We start from the raw sequence: 17857 nt of genomic DNA, 5'->3' as shown, positions 1-17857 counted from the left end.
CGACATGCCCCGGTGTCATCTCGCGCCCGCCCGGACCACTACGCCGTGACCACCTGACCGCGCTCACGCGCACCCGGCACTAGGGAGACCCCTGTGGAAGCGCTGCTGCTATCCCGTATCCAGTTTGCCTTTGTCATCTCGTTCCACGTGCTGTTCCCCGCGTTCACCATCGGGCTGGCCAATCTGCTCGGGTTTCTGGAGTGGCGCTGGCTGCGCACGCACGATGCGCTCTGGAAGCGGCTGTATTTCTTCTGGCTGCGCATCTTTGCGGTGTCCTTCGGCATGGGTGTGGTCAGCGGCATCGTGATGGCATTCCAGTTCGGGGCGAACTGGCCCGAACTCAGCCGCATCGCCGGCAGTGTGATCGGGCCGCTACTGAGCTACGAGGTGCTGACCGCGTTTTTCCTGGAGGCCAGCTTCCTGGGCGTGATGCTGTTTGGCTGGGGACGCGTCTCGGAGAAGCTGCACTTCTTTGCCACCTGCATGGTGGCGATCGGCACGCTGGTGTCCACGTTCTGGATCCTGGCATCCAACAGCTGGCTGCATACACCGCAGGGCTACGCGATGGTCAACGGCATCGTGCAGCCGGTGCGCTGGATGCAGATCATCTTCAACCCCTCGTTTCCGTATCGTCTGGTGCACATGGCGCTGGGCGCGTTCATCACCACCTGCTTCGTGGTGGGCGGCGTGGGGGCGTATTACCTGCGTCGGGGCCTGCATGCAGACGCTGCGGCGCGCATGTTGCGGCTGGCGGTGGCGTTTGCGGCAATCGTGTTGCCGATCCAGGTGCTGGTCGGCGACCAGCATGGCTTGAACACGCTCGAACATCAGCCCTTGAAGGTGGCGGCGATGGAAGCGCACTGGCATCGGCAGGCTGATGGCGCCGGCGTTCCGCTGGTGGTGTTTGCCGTGCCCGATGCCGAGGCCGAGCGCAACGACTACGAGGTGGCGATCCCGCGGCTGGGCAGCGTGATCCTGACCCACACGACCGATGGCGACATCACGCCGTTGACCGCGGTGCCGCGCGATCAGCGACCGCCGGTGGCGCCGGTGTTCTTCGCCTTCCGCATCATGGTGGGGTTGGGGATGGCGATGTTGTTGCTGGCCTGGGTGTCTGCGCTTGCCTGGTGGCGCGGGCGCTTGCATGCCAGGGCCCTGGTGCTGGCCTGGAATGTCATGCTGCCGGCCGGTTTCATCGCGCTGGTGGCCGGTTGGTTCGTCACCGAGATCGGGCGGCAACCGTGGGTGATCTATGGGCTGCTACGCACCGCCGACGCGGTGGGTGCGCAGTCCACCGCCACCGTGGCGGTGTCGTTGCTGGTGTATGTGCTGGGCTACGCCTTCGTGTTCGGGTTCGGCATCTTCTATCTGGTGAAGCTGGTGCGTGCGGGCCCGCAAGCCAGCCGCGACGGCCCGGATGTGGCCGGCGGCGAGCACACGCCGGCGCGCCCGCTGTCGGCAGCAGATACCGCATTGGAACAGGAGAACACTCCATGGAACTGAGCTACTGGTTGCCGGTGGTGTGGTTCGGCGTGATCGGCTTTGGCGTACTGATGTACGTGGTGCTGGATGGCTTCGTCCTGGGGTTGGGCATGCTGGCACCGTTCGCTCGCGACGAGCAGGAGGTGGATCTGATGATGAACACCGCCGCGCCGATCTGGGATGGCAACGAAACCTGGCTGGTGCTTGGCGGGGCCGGATTGTTCGCCGCCTTTCCGGCGGCCTACGCGGTGATCCTGTCGGGGCTGTACCTGCCGGTGCTGCTGATGGTGATGGCGCTGGTGTTTCGCGGCGTGGCGTTCGAGTTCCGCTTCAAGGCGCAGCGCTCGCGCCGGCTGTGGACGCTGTCATTCATCGGCGGCTCGATCCTCACCGCCTTCGCACAGGGCATCATCCTGGGCGCGCTTGTGGAAGGCATGCCGCTGGACAACGGCCGCTACACGGCCGGGGTATTCGGCTGGTTCAGCCCGTTCACCATGCTCACCGGTGCGGCGCTGGTGTTCGGCTACGCCCTGCTCGGCAGCACCTGGCTGATTCTCAAGACCGACGGCCGCACCCACACCCTGGCACGGCAACTCACCAAGCCGCTGGTCGGGGTGGTGGTGACATTTGTGGTGCTGGTCAGCGCCTGGCTGCCGTTTCTGAGCTCGCACGTGATGGCGCGCTGGTTCGCGCATGGCAACTTCTGGTGGCTGTCGCCGATTCCGGTGGTCACCGCAGCGGTGGCGCTGGCGTTGTGGCGCAGCAGCGACCGCTCACGCCATGATGCGGTGCCCTTCCTGCTCACGCTGGGCATCTTCGTCCTGGGCTTCATCGGGCTGGTGCTGGGCATGTGGCCATATCTGGTACCACCGACCTACACCATCTGGCAGGCGGCCGCGCCCACCTCGTCACAGATGTTTCCGATGGTCGGCCTGATCGTGCTGCTGCCGCTGGTGCTGGGCTATACGGTGTGGTCGTACCGCGTGTTCCGCGGCAAGATCGCGGCCGATGTGGGATATCACCACCATTACTAAACGTGGCCGCTAAGTGCGGCCGCTGAGCGTCGTCGCTGGGTGTGGCCGCAGTGCATCGATCCCGGGTACTGCAGGCATGGCGCCGGGCGATGCGCCCAAAACGCACGGTGCCCGCATCTGCGGGCACCGTGCATGCTGGGTGGTGTCAGCGCTTTTCCGAGCCGTCCGGACGTTCGTAATCGTGCTCGGGGTCGGCCTTGTTCACATCCGGGTCCTCGTCGGGCATGTCGTGCACCTTCCACTCCACGTTCTCGTTGCGCTTTTCCTGCGGCGTAAACGGCTTGCTCTGATCATCGTCAGGGCCCCAGGGCTTTTTCGGTTCGCTACCCATGTTCATCTCCTGCGCGTTCGTCGTGGCCCCAACCTAGGCAGGCGCGCATTGCAACGCGGTGAACGCCGCCGGGTGACGGCGTGAAGTGGTGCGCATCGACACCAACGGCCGCGCCCGCCTGGCGGCGCTCCGCGAGGGCGTCGTTGCGGTTACCCGCCGGTCTGGGAATGCGGTGCCCGCACCGGTTTGGATTGGGGCGACTCCTTCTGCCGCAGCCAGATGGTCAACACCACCAGCGAGAACACCGCCAGGAATTCGCTTTGCCAGTTCTGCATCGACTCGAACCAGAAGCCGGCGTCGGTGAAATGCGCGAACACGCTGATCGGCGGCAAGCCTTTCTGCGCACGCTCCAGCAGCTCCAGCCGCCAGCTGCCGATCAGATGCAACACAAAACTCATCAGAAACAGCGCGCCGAACGCAATCGCAAGCGAATGCTCGTACAACCTTAGCCATACGCCGCCTGCGCGTACTGGCCATGGCGCGGTGCCGGGTTTGATCTCGGTACGCTCCTCGTCGGGATCGAGCGGACGCGATTCGGCCGACCCCACCTGACGCAGTTTGACGGTCAGCAGCACGTACATGCCCATCTGCAGGAATTCGCTCTCCCAGTTCTCGAACAGCGCAGACATGAAGTGCGGACTGTGCAGATAGGCCGCCAGCTGCAAGGTGGGCAGCCCCTGTTCGCGTAGTTCCGCGTTATACGCATGCAGACCCGCGTAGACCTGGCATCCGATAAAGAACAGCGTCAACGCAAGCAGACACAACGACAGCCCGTTACGGCGAAAGAACATGGGTGACCTCCTGCAGATGCGCGCAGTATCGAGTGCTCCCGGCAAAAGCGCATGAAGGTTTGGTCAAGCACCACCAGTGCGTTGCGCGGTACGACCGATGGCGTGAATGCAGCGGCGCGTGTGTGGCTGCCAGCACACGCGCTGCTGACATCGCCTCACCCGGATGTTTACGTCTGTGTGTCCACACTGGCCGCCAACCCGAGCTTCCACCGCAACCGTCAGGAGACGACCATGCCCGTACCCAACTATCCGCGCCCGCCCTTCAAGCCGCAGCCGCAGAGCTTCCCCGGCCGCACCGAACAGATGGACCCGCGTCCGGACCATGGCGAAGACAGTTATGTCGGTCACGGGCAACTCAAGGGCAAGCGTGCCCTGATCACCGGTGGCGACAGCGGCATCGGCGCGGCGGTGGCCATTGCCTACGCCCGCGAAGGTGCAGACGTGGCAATCGCGTTCCTGCCCGATGAGCAGGAAGATGCGGCCAAGATCGGCGCGCTGATCGAAAAGGCCGGCGTCAAGGCGCTGCTGGTCGGTTGCGACATCAGCGACCCGAGCCAGGCGGCAGCGTTGATCGACAAGGTCAACAGCACCTTCGGTGGGCTGGACATCCTGGTCAACAATGCCGGCTATCAGAAGTATTTCGAAACCTTCGAGGACATCACGCTGGACGAATGGCGCAAGACCTTCGACACCAACGTGCATGCCGTGTTCAACCTGGTGCGCCTGTCTGCGCCGTTGATGACCGATGGTGGCTCCATCATCAACACCGCGTCGGTGCAGTCCAAGAAACCCACGCCGAACATCCTGCCCTATGCCGCCACCAAGGGGGCGCTGGCCAATCTCACCATCGGCCTGGCCGGCGTGCTGGCGGAGAAGAACATCCGCGTCAACGCGGTACTGCCGGGGCCGATCTGGACCCCATTCATTCCCTCCGGCATGGACGATGAGTCGGTGGAGAATTTCGGCTCGCAAACGCCGATGGGCCGGCCCGGTCAGCCGGTGGAACTGGCATCGGCCTACGTGATGCTGGCGTCCGACACGGCCAGCTACACCTCCGGTACCTTGCTGACCATCGCCGGCGGCGCCGTCACGCTCTGACGCTGCGCGTAGCAGAGCCCGCATTACCGATGAGGTGATGCGGGCTTTTTTGTGTCTGCAGAGATTCATTCCACCCGGTCGCGGTTGCTCGCAACGTCATGCCAAGCACACGGCGCGCTCGATCACGCCGGCCGTCTCGACCACAAAACCGGTGTGCAGCGCCGGCCTGCGCGACCTGCACTGCATCGGTCGGTCGCGTAACACGGGCGATCGTCAACGCACCGTGCAGATGAGGTTCCGGTCGACGTCGCACTCGCGTGGCACACACCCATCGCTGCGACGGTTCTCACGCGCCGCGGCCTACCGTGGGTGGCGTTGGACAGTGATGCACACACCCCTTCCTCTTGCCCAGACCTGCCCGCCGATGTGCGTGGCACAGGTGCTCTGCACGGCTGGCGCGACATCACGCAACACGCATCGAGACATGCGAGGTGGTGCATCCGCGCCATAGGCAGGCCAGCGCATCCGCGCTCCCCACAAGGCAGACAACTATGAGAATTCTGGTCACCGGCGGCACCGGCTATATCGGCTCGCATACCTGCGTCGAACTGGCACGGCGCGGTCACGAGGTGTGCATCGTCGACAACCTCAGCAACTCATCCGAGCGCGTGCTCGACCATCTGCAGTACCTGATGGGCTATCGGCCGGAAGTTCCACTGCATGGATGTGCGCGCGCCGGAGCTGGCCGAGCTGATGCGCAGCAAACGCATCGAGGCGGTGCTGCATTTTGCCGCGCTCAAGGCGGTGGGCGAATCGGTCCGCGAACCCTTGCTGTACTTCAACAACAACGTGACCGGCACGCTGGCGCTGCTGCGCGCGATGCGCACCGCCAAGGTGGCCAACCTGGTGTTCAGTTCGTCGGCGACGGTGTACGGCGACGCCAATACCAGCCCGATCGAGGAAAGCGCACCGCTGAAGGCGATCAACCCGTATGGCCGCACCAAGCTGATGATGGAAGAAATGATCGGCGACCTGAGTGCGGCCTGGCCGGAGTTCAACGCCGCGCTGCTGCGCTACTTCAACCCGGTCGGCGCGCATCCCAGCGGCTACCTCGGCGAGGATCCGCGCGGGGTGCCGAACAACCTGATGCCCTACATTGCGCAGGTAGCGGTCGGTCGTCGCGACGCCTTGCAGGTCTTCGGCGACGACTACCCCACCAACGACGGCACCGGTGTACGCGACTACCTGCACGTGATGGACCTGGCCCGCGCACATGTGGATGCCATCGACTACCTGCAGCGCGAGCGCACGGGCCTGGTGGTGAACCTGGGCACCGGGCGCGGCTATAGCGTGCGCGAGGTGGCGGCCGCGTTCGAGCGTGCCAGTGGCCGGCGCATTCCACTGCGCATCGTGCCGCGCCGCGAGGGGGATGTGGCGGTGTACTTCGCCAGTACCGCACTGGCCAACCGGCTGCTGGGCTGGACGGCCGAGTACGACCTGGACCGCATGTGCCGCGACACCTGGCGTTGGCAGTCGATGCATCCACAGGGCTACGCCAACTCGCGCCTTGCGCGGCAACGCACGCCATCTGCCATGCCGTCCGCATCGCCCGGGCGCGATGCAGCGCGTGAGCTGGGGGCCCCGGCATGCCGTGCCTTGCCCGCGCCGGATACGCGCCGCCGCAGCGAGCCGACACGCGCGCTGGTCCTTGCCGACGGCCTGTCCCGCGCTTGAGGCGCAGTCACTTCTTTCCTAGCGAGGGCATTTCATGAGTTGGGCAGGTCAGGTTCAATACGCTATCGGCAAAACACGCCGTGCCGTCGCTTCCGACAGCGCACCGCAGTTCGATCCAGGCCGGCCGACGCTGTTATGTCTGTCGCACCTGCGCTGGAGTTTTGTCTACCAGCGCCCCCAGCATCTGATGTCGCGCTTTGCGCACGATGCCAACGTGCTGTTCTGGGAAGAACCCATCGCCTGCGACGAGCCCACCCCATGGCTGCAGGTGCGTGGCGAGGACGGCGGCGTGCACGTGCTGGTACCGCGCCTGCCGGCCGGCTGCGAGGGCGAGGCGGCGGTGCGTGTGCAACGCCAGTTGCTGGATGGCTACCTGGCCGAACTGGGCGTCGCCGATCTGTTGCTGTGGTACTACACGCCGATGAGCCTGGGCTTCAGCGCGCATCTGCAGCCGCGCATCACCGTGTACGACTGCATGGATGAGCTGTCGGCGTTCCGCGGTGCGCCGCCGGCGCTGGTCGAATACGAACGCACGCTGTTGCAACGTGCCGACGTGGTGTTTACCGGCGGCTACAGCATCTGGGAGGCCAAACGCGCACTGCATGGCAACGCGCATGCCTTTCCCAGCAGCGTGGACGTGGCGCATTTTGCCGCCGCACGCGCGCCGCAACCCGAGCCCGCCGATCAGGCCGGCATCGCGCATCCGCGGCTCGGATTTTACGGGGTGATCGACGAGCGTTTCGATGTCGCGCTGCTGCGCAGCCTGGCTGCGCAGCGCGCGCACTGGCAGTTTGTGATGATCGGCCCGGTGGTCAAGATCGACCCTTCCGAGCTGCCGCGCGCGGACAACATCCATTACCTGGGCGGCAAGACCTATGACGAACTGCCTGCGTATCTGTCTGGCTGGGACGTGGCACTGATGCCATTTGCGATGAACGCGTCCACGCGCTTCATCAGCCCGACCAAGACGCCCGAATACCTGGCCGGCGGCTGCCCGGTGGTGTCCACGCCCATCCACGACGTGGTACGCACCTATGGCGATACCGGCGTGGTGCGCATTGCCGACACGGCCGACGCCTTCGTTGCCGCCTGCGAGGCCGCATTGCAGGACAACGCCGACACCGAGCGCCTGTACGAGACCGCCGACCAGGTGCTGGGCGACATGTCCTGGGATCACACCTACGCATTGATGAAGGAGACACTCTCTTGGAACCAGTGATGCCTCACGGCAGCGCCACCCTCCACGGCACGCCACCGCGCACCCGGGCGCGGCGCGGCTTCGATTACCTGATCGTCGGTGCGGGATTTGCCGGCAGCGTGCTCGCCGAACGCCTGGCCGCCGGGCTGGGCAAGCGCGTGCTGGTGGTCGACAAGCGCCCGCATATCGGCGGCAACGCCTACGATTTTCATGACGATGCCGGCGTGCTGATCCATCGCTATGGCCCGCACATCTTCCACACCAATGCACAGCGCATCGTCGATTACCTGTCCAACTTCACCCAGTGGCGCCCGTACGAACATCGCGTGCTCGCGCAGGTGGGCGAGCAACAGGTGCCGATTCCGATCAACATGACCACGCTCAATCGCCTGTACGGCCTGCAGCTGACCAGCGAGGACGAGGCGGCGGCGTTTCTGGCCAGCCGCGCCGAGCCGGTGGCGGACATCCGGACCAGCGAGGATGTGGTGATCAACCAGGTGGGGCGCGAGTTGTACGAGACGTTCTTCCGTGGCTATACGCGCAAGCAGTGGGGCCTGGACCCATCGCAGCTGGACAAGTCGGTGACTGCGCGCGTGCCCACGCGCACCAATGACGACGACCGCTATTTCACCGACACCTTTCAGCAGATGCCGCTGCACGGCTATACGCGCATGTTCGAGCGCATGCTCGATCACCCCAACATCAAGGTGATGCTCAATACCGATTTCCGCGAGATCCGCGACGAGCTGGAGTACGACCAGCTGGTATACAGCGGTCCGGTGGACGAATACTTCGACTATTGCTACGGCAAACTGCCGTACCGCTCGCTGCGCTTTGAACACAGCACGGTGGAGCAGGAACGGTTCCAGGCCGTGGCGACAGTCAATTATCCGGCCGAGGATGTGGCCTACACCCGCATCACCGAGTACAAGCATCTCACCGGCCAGCAGCATCCCAGCACCAGCCTCACCCACGAATACCCGTCGGCCGAGGGCGACCCGTATTATCCGATCCCGCGCGCCGAGAACGCCGAGCTGTACCGCCGCTACGAGCGGCTGGCAGCGGAAACGCCCGATGTCACCTTCCTGGGGCGCCTGGGCACCTACAAGTACTACAACATGGATCAGGTGGTGGGCCAGGCGCTGGCGGTGTACAAGCGCATCGAAGAACGCGAGCAGCACGCGCCGGCCGCGCTGGCGGTCTGATTGGCTCCCCTGCCCTGCAGCAGTCCCGCTGCAGGGCCGTTATCGACGCGATGCCGCCACCAGCGGTGCGCGTGCAGCAGGATGGTAGATGCACACCCCCACAGTGTTCGACAGTTTCTTCATGGCGGGGTTCGAGTGTTCGAGCCATCGCCGTCGCGACGGCCGCCGACTGGATCTGCTGGCCGGCACCCGGCACGACCGCTGGGCGGCCAACGACTATGCCGCCGTCGGCGCGCACGGTCTGCGCACCGCACGCGACGGCCTGCGCTGGCATCTGATCGAGCAGCGTCCCGGCCACTACGACTGGTCCAGCTTCCTGCCGATGCTGCATGCCGCCCAGGCCACCGGCACCCAGGTCGTCTGGGACCTGTGCCATTACGGCTGGCCGGACGATGTGGACATCTGGACCCCGCAGTTCGTCGAGCGCTTCGCACGGTTTGCCGCGGCAGCCGCGCAATGCATCAGGAATGAAACCGATGCGGTGCCGTTCTATGCGCCGCTCAACGAGATCTCGTTCTGGGCGTGGAATGGCGGCGATCACGCGCGCATGCATCCGATGGCACGTGGGCGCGGGTTCGAGCTCAAGCACCAGCTGGTGCGCGCCACCATCGCGGCCATCGATGCGGTGCGCAGGGTCGAGCCGCGTGCACGCTTCGTGCAGGTGGATCCGGCCATCCATGTGGCCGCCCCCAACGACCGCCCCGGCCCGCGCCGCGAAGCCGAACGCCTGCGCCTGGCGCAATTTGAGGCCTGGGACATGGTCTGCGGCCGGCAATGGCCGGGACTGGGCGGTGCGCCGGAGTATCTGGACATCATCGGCGTCAATTACTACTCCGATAACCAGTGGTACCCCGGTGGCACACCGATCCTGCGCAGTTCGCCGGATCACCGCGCGTTCTCGGCCATCCTGGACGAATTCTGGCAGCGCTACCAACGCCCGATGATCGTGGCCGAAACCGGCGCCGAGGCCGACCAACGCGCCCCCTGGCTTGCGCATGTCTGCGACGAAGTGGCGCTGGCCCTGCAGCATGGCGTGGCCATGGAAGGGATCTGCCTGTATCCGGTGCTGGACTACCCGGGCTGGGACAACTACCGGCATTGCCCCACCGGCCTGCTCGGCTACGCCGATGAACACGGCCAGCGCCCCGTCGATGCCCGCCTGGCGGCGCAGCTCAGGCGCGAACACGACCGCTTCGGCCTGCGTGCACCGCAGTTCCCGCTCGCGGACATGGCCACGTGAGCACATCCACCCGGCCGGACCTGTTGCCGGATACGCCGGCGCGCTTCCTGTGGCACTACATCTGCCAACGTCCCTGGCACTTCGGCGGCCTGCTGGTGCTGATCATCGGTGCGGCCGGTTGCGCGGTGACGGTGCAATACGGCATGAAGATGCTGGTCGATGCAATGGCCACCGAACAGCGCGAGCACGCCGATGTGTGGCTGCCGCTGGGCTTGTTCATCGGCCTGATTGCAGTGGAAAACCTGTTCTGGCGGCTGGGCGGCTGGCTGGGGTGCCGCACCGTGGTGGCCAGCGTGGTGGATATCCGGGTAGACCTGTTCCGCCACCTCACCGGCCACCCGATGCGCTATTTCACCGAGCACTTTGCCGGCGCGCTGGGCAACCGCATCTCCGCTCTTGGCGGGGCGGCCGGGCAGATCTACGGCGGGCTGGCCTGGAAGATCCTGCCGCCCATCGTGGATTTCATCGGAGCCGTCGTGTTGCTGTTCACCGTGGACTGGCGCATGGCGGCTACCTTGATCGGCTTTGTTGCGCTGGTGGCGGCCATCATCACCAGCTTCGGCATCCGCGGGCGTGCCAAGCATCAGCGGTTTGCCGCGCAGGCCGCGCGGGTGGGCGGCGAGCTGGTGGATGCAGTGTCCAATGTCTGGACCATCAAGGCGTTTGCCGCACGCGACCGTGAGAGCGCGCGGTTGGCCGAACAGATCGGCCACGAAGCGGTCGCGCATCGGCGCAGCTGGATGTACGTGGAAAAAGCCCGCGTGATCCACGACGTCTGCCTGTCGCTGATGGCCGGCGGCATGCTGCTGTGGGCGATCAGCATGTGGCGCGGTGGCGCGGTCAGTGCCGGCGACGTGGTGCTGGTCAGCGCATTGACCTTCCGCATCCTGCACGGCTCGCGCGACCTGGCGCTGACCCTGGTGGACACCACCCAGCAGCTGGGCGCGATCGCCGACACCTTGCAGATCATCCTGCAGCCGCATGCCATCGTCGATACGGATGCGCCGCTGGCGCTGGCCGAAGGCGATGTGCGTTTCGAGCAGGTGCGCTTTGCCTATCCCGAACGCGAGGCAGTGCTGGATGGGCTGGACCTGCATATCCCCGCCGGCCAGAAGGTGGGCATCGTCGGCCCGTCCGGTGCCGGCAAATCCACCCTGATCGCGCTGATCCAGCGTCTGGACGATGTGGAATCCGGTCGCGTGCTGATCGACGGGCAGGATATCCGCGGCGTCAGCCAGGACAGCCTGCGCGAAAAGATCGCGGTGGTGCCGCAGGAAACGGCGCTGTTCAACCGCAGCATCGGCGACAACATCCGCTATGGCCGTCCCGACGCCAGGGACGCGGAGGTCCACCAGGCCGCGCGGCATGCGTTCTGCGATGGCTTCATCCGTCAGCTGCCGGAGGGCTACGACACCCAGGTCGGCGAGCGCGGGGTGATGCTCTCCGGCGGGCAGCGCCAGCGACTGGGCATTGCGCGCGCATTTCTGAAGGATGCGCCGATCCTGATCCTCGACGAGGCCACCTCGGCGCTGGATACCGAGTCGGAAGCGGAAATCCAGGCGGCGCTGGATCACCTGATGCGCGACCGCACCGTACTGGCAGTGGCGCACCGCCTGTCCACCGTGATCGGCTTCGACCGCATCGTGGTGTTACAGGACGGCCGCGTGGTGGAAGACGGCGCACCGGCAGCGCTGCGTGGGCGTGGCGGTGTGTTCGATGGCCTCTGGCAGCGGCAGGCTGCCGGCTTCGAACAACCCCTGTCCGCAGCGACCTAGTGCGCACTGCGGCAACGATTGCAGGCTGCTGCAGGGTGCTATCCCACTGAACATCGCACACACGACAGGCAGCCGAGGCTGCCTGTCGTGTGTGCATCGCTCCGCTCAGTGCGGTGGTCGGTAGTCGCGTAGCTGGGTGGTGACGTTGCCGATTTCTTGCACCGCTTTCTTGAGGTCGTCTTCGGACATCCCCAATTCGCGCGCCCAGTACTGCAACTCCTATTCCTCGCTGATGCTGACCGTGTGCATGTCGGTGGGTTGCCGGTTTGCGTCCTGTGGTTCGCCCATGGCGATCTCCGCTCTCGATCCTGCAAAAGGTCCGGGCCCGTCTCAGTGCGGAGGGGTCTGCTTGGTGCTCAGGGTCTTGGCATGTTCCAGATGCTCGGCAATGGTCTCGCGTGCACGCTGCAGTTCCTTGCCCAGGTCGCTGGAGCCAGGCTCGCTGCTCAGCTGTGCATCGAGTAGCGTCAACGCCTGCTCGTGGCTGCTGATGGCGGTCTGCAGGTACTGCTTTTCGAACGCCTGGCCATGCAGCGATTCCAGCTGGTCGCGTGCGGCCTTGGAACGCACGGACGCCGCCTGCCCCAGGCTGCCGCTGCGATCGGGTGCGAACCGGCTGAGATCGGTCAGTGCGGCACTGTGCGCTTCGTCCATCTTGCGCGCAAAGTCCAGCACTTCGCCTTCCACGCCCTTGACCACGGCCAGCTGCGCCAACGTGCGCTCCTGCTCGTTGAAGATCGCCAGTGCGCCCAGCGCCTGCTTGCGGTCGCGCGAATCACCCACGCTGTCGCGCAACGGGTCGCCGTGCGGCGGCGTTGCGCCAATGGCGGCCTGCCCACTCTGCCGATCCTGCTGTGCGCCTTCATTCGCCTGGCCCTGGCGGCGTTGCCACGCCTTGTAGGCCACATAGCCCACGGCACCGGCGGTTACCATCTTGAAAAGTCCCATGCATGTCTCCTTGAGTGGTCGCCGTCTGGCGATCGTTGATTGTCGGTTTGCCCACTGCAGACGGGCTCGCGTGCAGTACGGCGTGGACATCCAGCGTGCGAGCGCGTGGGTTATCCAGCCGTGACTTGCACATCAAAGGCGCGTGGCCGCCGGCCGTCGTGCACGCCATGCCCACGCACCGTGCTGACGCCCTTAACGCGCCTGCCCCAACACTGTTGTGCGTTGCCGCAACCTACGGCTCAACAGGAGATCGATATGCTTGCCCTCAACTATCACGGCTCACGCGATGTGCGGGTCGAAACCGTGCCGGACCCGGTGCTGGTGGAACGCGATGACCTGATCCTGCGCGTCACCGCTACTGCCATCTGCGGATCGGATCTGCATCTGTACCGCGGCAAGATTCCGGATCTGCGGCATGGTGACATCCTCGGGCACGAATTCATGGGCATCGTCGAAGACGTCGGCCCGGACGTGACCGCTGTCAAACGCGGCGACCGGGTGGTGATTCCGTTCGTGGTGGCCTGCGGGCAATGTTTCCATTGCATGCTGCAGGAATTTTCTGCCTGCGAAACCACCAATACCGGCAAGGGCGCCGCGCTCAACCACAAGGACATGCGCCCGCCTGCGGCCTTGTTCGGTTTCAGCCATCTGTACGGCGGACTCTCCGGCGGCCAGGCCGAATATGTGCGCGTCCCCAAGGCCAATGTCGGGCCGCTGGTGGTGCCCGATGTACTGCACGACGAGCAGGTGCTGTTCCTGTCCGACATCCTGCCCACCGGTTATCAGGCTGTGGTCGATGCCGGGATCAAACAAGGCTCCACGGTGGCGATCTTCGGTGCCGGCCCGGTCGGCCTGATGGCCGCGGCATGCTGCCGCATGCTCGGCGCCGAGCGCATCTTCATGGTCGACCGGCATGCCTATCGCCTGGATTTCGCGTCCAAGGCCTATGGCGTGATTCCGATCAATTTCGATGAGATCGACGACCCGGCCGATGTGATCGTCTCGCAGACCGATGGCCGCGGTGTGGATGCCAGTATCGAAGCGGTCGGCTTCGAGGCCGAGGGCAGCGCGCTGGAAACCACGCTCACCAACTTGAAGCTGGAGGGCAGCAGCGGCGTGGCGATCCGCCAGTGCATCGCCGCCACCCGGCGCTGCGGCGTGGTCAGCGTGCCGGGTGTGTACGCCGGTTTCATCCACGCCTTCATGTTCGGCGACGCGTTCGACAAGGGACTGAGCTTCAAGATGGGCCAGACCCACGTGCAGAAGCACATGCCGCATCTGCTCGAACGCATCGGCAATGGCGATCTCAAGCCCAGCGCCATCATCAGCCACCGCATGCCGCTGGCTGATGCAGCGCGCGGCTATGAGGTGTTCGACAAGAAGCAGGACGATTGCCGCAAGGTGGTGTTGACGCCGTAACCTCGGCCAGACGGACGAACAAAGGCGCGGTCACCGGCCGCGCCTTTGTTGTTTTCGCTCCTCACCTGGTGCCGTGCGATGCGGCGTAAAACTCGCTGCGCAGACATCCGCACACTTGCATGCCGGGCGATGCGCACATGCCGCCTCGCGCAAGAACGCGCAGGCGGCGTCTGTGCGCAGCGGCTCAGTCCAGCGGTTTTGCAGGCACGAACGGCGATACCGGATCACTGGCCGGGAAGGTTTCTTCCACCGCCTCGTCCTGCAGCGCGTCCTGCTTCTTCTTGTCGCTGTGGTCCTGATCGTGGCCTGTGGCCTGATCGTGTGCGGATGGAATCTGATTGGATGGGCTCATACCTGTCTCCTGTGACGTGCATCGGTACTGCCCACGCTACGGCGCCGCAGCGATGGCACAGGTGAAAACCGTCTTCGCATGGGCGCGACAAAGGCAACCGTTGGCAACGCCGCCGCAGTGTGCGTTTCGGCTTCTGTGTGACAGACGGCATGACCAGCACGAACGGGCGGCAACGGTGCATCGCCAATATATTTGCCGAGATCGCGATGGACGCAGCAATCCCCAATGTGCGGCACGCTGAATGGGGCGATGTGTCCCTGACGTTGCGTTCTTGCCCGGCGTCGCTGCCGCCTGACACGCGCGGCACCAGGCGCAGGTTCACATCCTGGCGCGCCCAAGGTGTATGGTGCCAGTGCGCCTGACGCCCGGCGCCGCCCTCATTCTCTCTGGCCTCCCCATCAAGAATCTCTGCGAACGCTGCGACGCCGTCTGTTGCCGGCTCACCGTCATGGTCGATCCATCCGACCGCATCCCCAACCACCTGACCAGCGTGACACCGGAAGGCTGGCACGTGATGGCGCGCGATGAAGAAGGGTGGTGCGTGGCGATCGATGCGGCGCGGATGTGCTGCTCGATCTACGACACGCGACCGGCCATCTGCCGGCGTTTCGTCATGTCCGGCCCGTATTGCCGCGACGTGCGTGCCACCTACGACGATCAACGCCGGCGGGGCATCCCCTTGACGCTCTACAACGCATGAGGATTCGCGATGAATAACTCCCGCCGCCAGTCGATGACCGTCAGCAATCAACCCGGCAAGCCGCGCCTGTCCGAACAGCGCCTGGCTGCGGATCTGGAAGCCTTCCAGCAATCCGGCGGCGCGATCGAACGCCTGGGCGATACCCCGCTGCGGCGCGAAAAGACGCGCGGTGCGTCGGCCGCGACACCGGCGACACCGGTCAAGTCGGGCGCTGACGTGGAATAAAGTTGCGTCGGGGCATAGGCAGTGGGCATTTCGCTGCGCTGCACGGAATAGACCTGCGTTGGATCACGTGCGGGGGGGCAGCTCGCCACGCTGCATTGTGGCTCCAACGCTAGGGTCTTCAACGCTAGGGCCTGTTTGAGGGCCCACTGACTCATCCTGCGAATAGGTACTGCGCCGTAGCCGGTGCGCGTGTGCGTTGCAGGTGGAAGGCGTGAATACAGGCATGTCGGTGAGGCCGCCATTGTTGCCCCCGAATGCCTCACCAGGCGCGCCAGCGCAATGTCGGGCGTCCGAAGCGCGGCATGACAGACATGCATCGCGCCCTCGAAGCGCAGGCTGCGCGCGCCGATCCATCACATCACGCCATCACCCCTGGTCGATCAGCGGGCCTTACGCAAGCGCAGCGTCTGCACAGCCGCTGTTTACATCGCCGCCGCGCGACACAGCCGCCTGCTGCCGCCGCGTCGCCAGGTAATGCCGCCACCGCGCATTCAATGCATCACACAGCTGCTCGGCTGCCAGCGACTCGTGTGCACTGGCCAGATTGAACTCACCGTGCCAGTGGATGCCCGTCTGCCCGCCCGGCCAGGGTGCCATCCGGTAGCCTTGCGGCAGCGCAAGCTCGGGGAGCGTGGCGCCGCACAGCATCTGCCCGTCATGCGGCCCGCCAACCAGATGCACCCGCACGCCTTCTCCTGCTTCATTCACAACCAAGCTCCTCAACGAGGTGCCGGACGTCCGCATCCGGCACGGGTGTTGGGGGCGCCATTGCGGGGGACTGCAACACCTCCGTGTGCAGCCTCACACTCAGCGCATCGCCCGATGGCGCCCCGATCGGCACTGCGTGATCGAACCAGACCACGTGATGCCATCGACGGCACTACGATAAAAACGGGCGCAGCAGACGTGCGTGAACACGGCAGAAAAATTCAGTGATGGCCTGCCCGGATCGGTCGATCAAGTGGCACAACGCAGGCGACGCGCGGCGCCAGGCGGTTACAGCAACTGCGCGTGATCGATCGCGCCCAGCCCTTGTGCCAGGGAGGCCATTTCGTTGGCCAGGTCGATCAGGTTGCCGCCAGCCTGCGCCGCGATGCCCATGATGCGCTGGTACGCATCCCAGAAGTCCGGGCCGCTGCCGTAGGCAGCATGGAACCCTTGCAGCTCCAAGACCAGCAGATCGGACACCTGCATGTCGGAGTGGTCCATTGCGTCACCTCGCTGGGGAATTCCCCGGCCCGCAGCTTATACCCGTTCATTTGACAGAACCGGGTCAGCCAGACGACCGGGCGGGCGGCGCTGAATCGGTCAGGCAGCGCGGCCGACGCCACCGTCGTAGCGGAACCTCCCATGCGCCACGCCATCGGCCGCGGCTCAGGTATGCATGCGTGCCGCTCGGGTGGCGCCGCGCAGTCCCTGCTCCAGACATTCCAGCAAGCGGCTCACCTTGGGCAGCAACTGCCGTGCGCGCATCCACACCAGATGCAGCGGCAGGCCATCGGTATCGCACTGCGGCAGCACCGTGACCAGACTGCCGCGCTGCAGATGGTCATCGATCAGCCAGGTCGGCAATTGGGCGATGCCCAGGCCGGCGGCCACCGCATCCACCTGTGCCTCGGCATTGCCCAACACCACGCGTCCGTGCATCGGCCGTTGCTCCACCGGCCCTTCGCCGTGGCGTAGCAGCCAGGGGCTGCTGCTGCCGTCGGCCTTGGCGTAGATCACCGCCGCGTGGTTCACCACCTCGTCGATGCGCTGCGGCGTGCCGCGCTGCGCCAGATACTGCGGCGCCGCGCAGAACACGTAGGTTTCGTGGCCGAGATAGCGGTGGCCCAGGCTGCCGGGCCACTGCTCCGGCCCGCCGATCCGCACGGCCACGTCGATGCCCTCCTCGGCCATGTCGACGAAGCGGTCGGTAAACGACAGGCTCGGCTGCAGGCCGGGATGCTGCTGAAAGAACGGCAACAGCACCGGCAGCACCTTGCGCCGGCCAAAGCTCACCGGCACATCCAGCCGCAACCGGCCGGTGGGGGCCTGGCCCTCGGCGCGCAGCACGTGCTCGGCCTCCTCCAGTTCGTCGAGCACCTTGACGCACACCCGATAGAACGCCGCGCCGGCATCGGTCAGCTCCAGCCGCCGGGTGGTCCGTGCGAACAGGCGCACGCCCAGGCGCGCCTCCAGCCGGGCAATCGCCTTGCCGACCGCTGAGCTGGTCAGGCTGAGGCGCTCGGCAGCGGCGGTGAAGCTGCCGGCGTCGGCAGCGCCGACGAAGACGTCGATGCCCTTGACGCGTTCGGAAGGATGCATGTTGACCTATTAAAGAAATTGAATCCGTAATGTACGGAAAATACTCCCGATATACGACTTTAGTTCTCCCCTACTATG

Annotated in this window: 17 protein-coding genes and 2 pseudogenes; 11 read left to right on the top strand and 8 right to left on the bottom strand. The window is 65.4% G+C overall.

The window, feature by feature from the left end; genetic code table 11:
• The first annotated feature begins 93 nt into the window (after positions 1-93).
• Positions 94-1503 (top strand): cytochrome ubiquinol oxidase subunit I, encoded by a 1410-nt coding sequence (locus ABQZ09_RS06360; RefSeq protein WP_349776429.1) that lies wholly within the window; start codon positions 94-96, stop codon positions 1501-1503.
• Positions 1494-2516 (top strand): cytochrome d ubiquinol oxidase subunit II, encoded by a 1023-nt coding sequence (gene cydB, locus ABQZ09_RS06355; protein ID WP_349776428.1) that lies wholly within the window; start codon positions 1494-1496, stop codon positions 2514-2516. Before ABQZ09_RS06360 ends, cydB begins: the two co-directional genes overlap by 10 nt.
• Positions 2517-2661: 145 nt before the next feature.
• Here the strand turns inward: cydB and ABQZ09_RS06350 are convergent, their stop codons facing one another.
• Complete coding sequence (locus ABQZ09_RS06350) at positions 2662-2847, bottom strand: hypothetical protein (RefSeq protein ID WP_039405975.1); 186 nt, start codon at positions 2845-2847, stop codon at positions 2662-2664.
• Positions 2848-2996: 149 nt separating this feature from the next.
• Positions 2997-3638, bottom strand: a complete 642-nt coding sequence (locus tag ABQZ09_RS06345; protein ID WP_349776427.1) for a DUF6766 family protein — start codon at positions 3636-3638, stop codon at positions 2997-2999.
• Between the two features lie 231 nt (positions 3639-3869).
• Between ABQZ09_RS06345 and ABQZ09_RS06340 the strand changes: the two genes are divergently transcribed.
• The 6 genes and pseudogenes from ABQZ09_RS06340 to ABQZ09_RS06315 all read left to right on the top strand — a co-directional run bounded on the left by ABQZ09_RS06340 (position 3870) and on the right by ABQZ09_RS06315 (position 11828).
• A complete protein-coding gene (locus ABQZ09_RS06340) occupies positions 3870-4736 on the top strand; it encodes an SDR family oxidoreductase (protein WP_039405849.1) in 867 nt (288 codons plus the stop codon).
• Positions 4737-5227: 491 nt separating this feature from the next.
• Positions 5228-6410: pseudogene (gene galE, locus ABQZ09_RS06335) on the top strand (UDP-glucose 4-epimerase GalE).
• A 34-nt stretch (positions 6411-6444) separates the two neighbouring features.
• On the top strand, positions 6445-7629 hold the full coding sequence (locus ABQZ09_RS06330) for a glycosyltransferase family 1 protein (RefSeq protein ID WP_349776426.1): 1185 nt from the start codon (positions 6445-6447) through the stop codon (positions 7627-7629).
• Positions 7629-8813, top strand: a complete 1185-nt coding sequence (gene glf, locus ABQZ09_RS06325; protein WP_104579504.1) for a UDP-galactopyranose mutase — start codon at positions 7629-7631, stop codon at positions 8811-8813. The genes ABQZ09_RS06330 and glf overlap by 1 nt, the downstream gene beginning before the upstream one ends.
• Positions 8814-8901: 88 nt before the next feature.
• Positions 8902-10053 (top strand): beta-glucosidase, encoded by a 1152-nt coding sequence (locus ABQZ09_RS06320; protein WP_349776425.1) that lies wholly within the window; start codon positions 8902-8904, stop codon positions 10051-10053.
• Positions 10050-11828, top strand: coding sequence for an ABC transporter ATP-binding protein (locus ABQZ09_RS06315; protein ID WP_349776424.1), 1779 nt, complete (start codon positions 10050-10052; stop codon positions 11826-11828). The genes ABQZ09_RS06320 and ABQZ09_RS06315 overlap by 4 nt, the downstream gene beginning before the upstream one ends.
• A gap of 105 nt (positions 11829-11933) precedes the next feature.
• Here the strand turns inward: ABQZ09_RS06315 and ABQZ09_RS06310 are convergent.
• Both ABQZ09_RS06310 and ABQZ09_RS06305 read right to left on the bottom strand, forming a co-directional pair.
• Positions 11934-12116 (bottom strand): annotated as a pseudogene (locus ABQZ09_RS06310) (DUF3606 domain-containing protein).
• 42 nt (positions 12117-12158) lie between these two features.
• A complete protein-coding gene (locus ABQZ09_RS06305; RefSeq protein WP_184555765.1) occupies positions 12159-12776 on the bottom strand; it encodes a DUF4142 domain-containing protein in 618 nt (205 codons plus the stop codon).
• 255 nt (positions 12777-13031) lie between these two features.
• On the opposite strand from ABQZ09_RS06305, the gene ABQZ09_RS06300 reads away from it, so the two are divergent.
• Positions 13032-14195, top strand: a complete 1164-nt coding sequence (locus tag ABQZ09_RS06300) for a zinc-dependent alcohol dehydrogenase (RefSeq protein WP_349776423.1) — start codon at positions 13032-13034, stop codon at positions 14193-14195.
• A gap of 184 nt (positions 14196-14379) precedes the next feature.
• On the opposite strand, the gene ABQZ09_RS06295 is transcribed toward ABQZ09_RS06300, so the two are convergent.
• Positions 14380-14547, bottom strand: a complete 168-nt coding sequence (locus tag ABQZ09_RS06295) for a hypothetical protein (protein ID WP_068835607.1) — start codon at positions 14545-14547, stop codon at positions 14380-14382.
• A gap of 448 nt (positions 14548-14995) precedes the next feature.
• Here ABQZ09_RS06295 and ABQZ09_RS06290 point away from each other — a divergent pair, with 448 nt between their 5' ends.
• Both ABQZ09_RS06290 and ABQZ09_RS06285 read left to right on the top strand, forming a co-directional pair.
• Positions 14996-15247, top strand: coding sequence for a YkgJ family cysteine cluster protein (locus ABQZ09_RS06290; RefSeq protein WP_039405871.1), 252 nt, complete (start codon positions 14996-14998; stop codon positions 15245-15247).
• 9 nt (positions 15248-15256) lie between these two features.
• Positions 15257-15472: a hypothetical protein gene (locus ABQZ09_RS06285; RefSeq protein ID WP_184555762.1), complete on the top strand. Its 216-nt coding sequence runs from the start codon at positions 15257-15259 to the stop codon at positions 15470-15472.
• Positions 15473-15862: 390 nt separating this feature from the next.
• On the opposite strand, the gene ABQZ09_RS06280 is transcribed toward ABQZ09_RS06285, so the two are convergent.
• From ABQZ09_RS06280 to ABQZ09_RS06270, 3 genes are all read right to left on the bottom strand, one after another.
• On the bottom strand, positions 15863-16180 hold the full coding sequence (locus ABQZ09_RS06280; RefSeq protein WP_349776422.1) for a hypothetical protein: 318 nt from the start codon (positions 16178-16180) through the stop codon (positions 15863-15865).
• 288 nt (positions 16181-16468) lie between these two features.
• Entirely contained in the window at positions 16469-16681 is a 213-nt protein-coding gene (locus tag ABQZ09_RS06275; protein WP_039405875.1) for a hypothetical protein, read from the bottom strand.
• 165 nt (positions 16682-16846) lie between these two features.
• Positions 16847-17779 (bottom strand): LysR family transcriptional regulator, encoded by a 933-nt coding sequence (locus ABQZ09_RS06270; RefSeq protein ID WP_228314835.1) that lies wholly within the window; start codon positions 17777-17779, stop codon positions 16847-16849.
• Between the last annotated feature and the right edge of the window lie 78 nt (positions 17780-17857).

Origin of the sequence: Xanthomonas sp. WHRI 6106, assembly GCF_040202405.1 — a bacterium.
Classification (GTDB): Bacteria; Pseudomonadota; Gammaproteobacteria; order Xanthomonadales; family Xanthomonadaceae; genus Xanthomonas; species Xanthomonas cannabis.
Note: the sequence above shows the minus strand (reverse complement) of the source record. Positions and strands in the feature narration are given on the sequence as shown.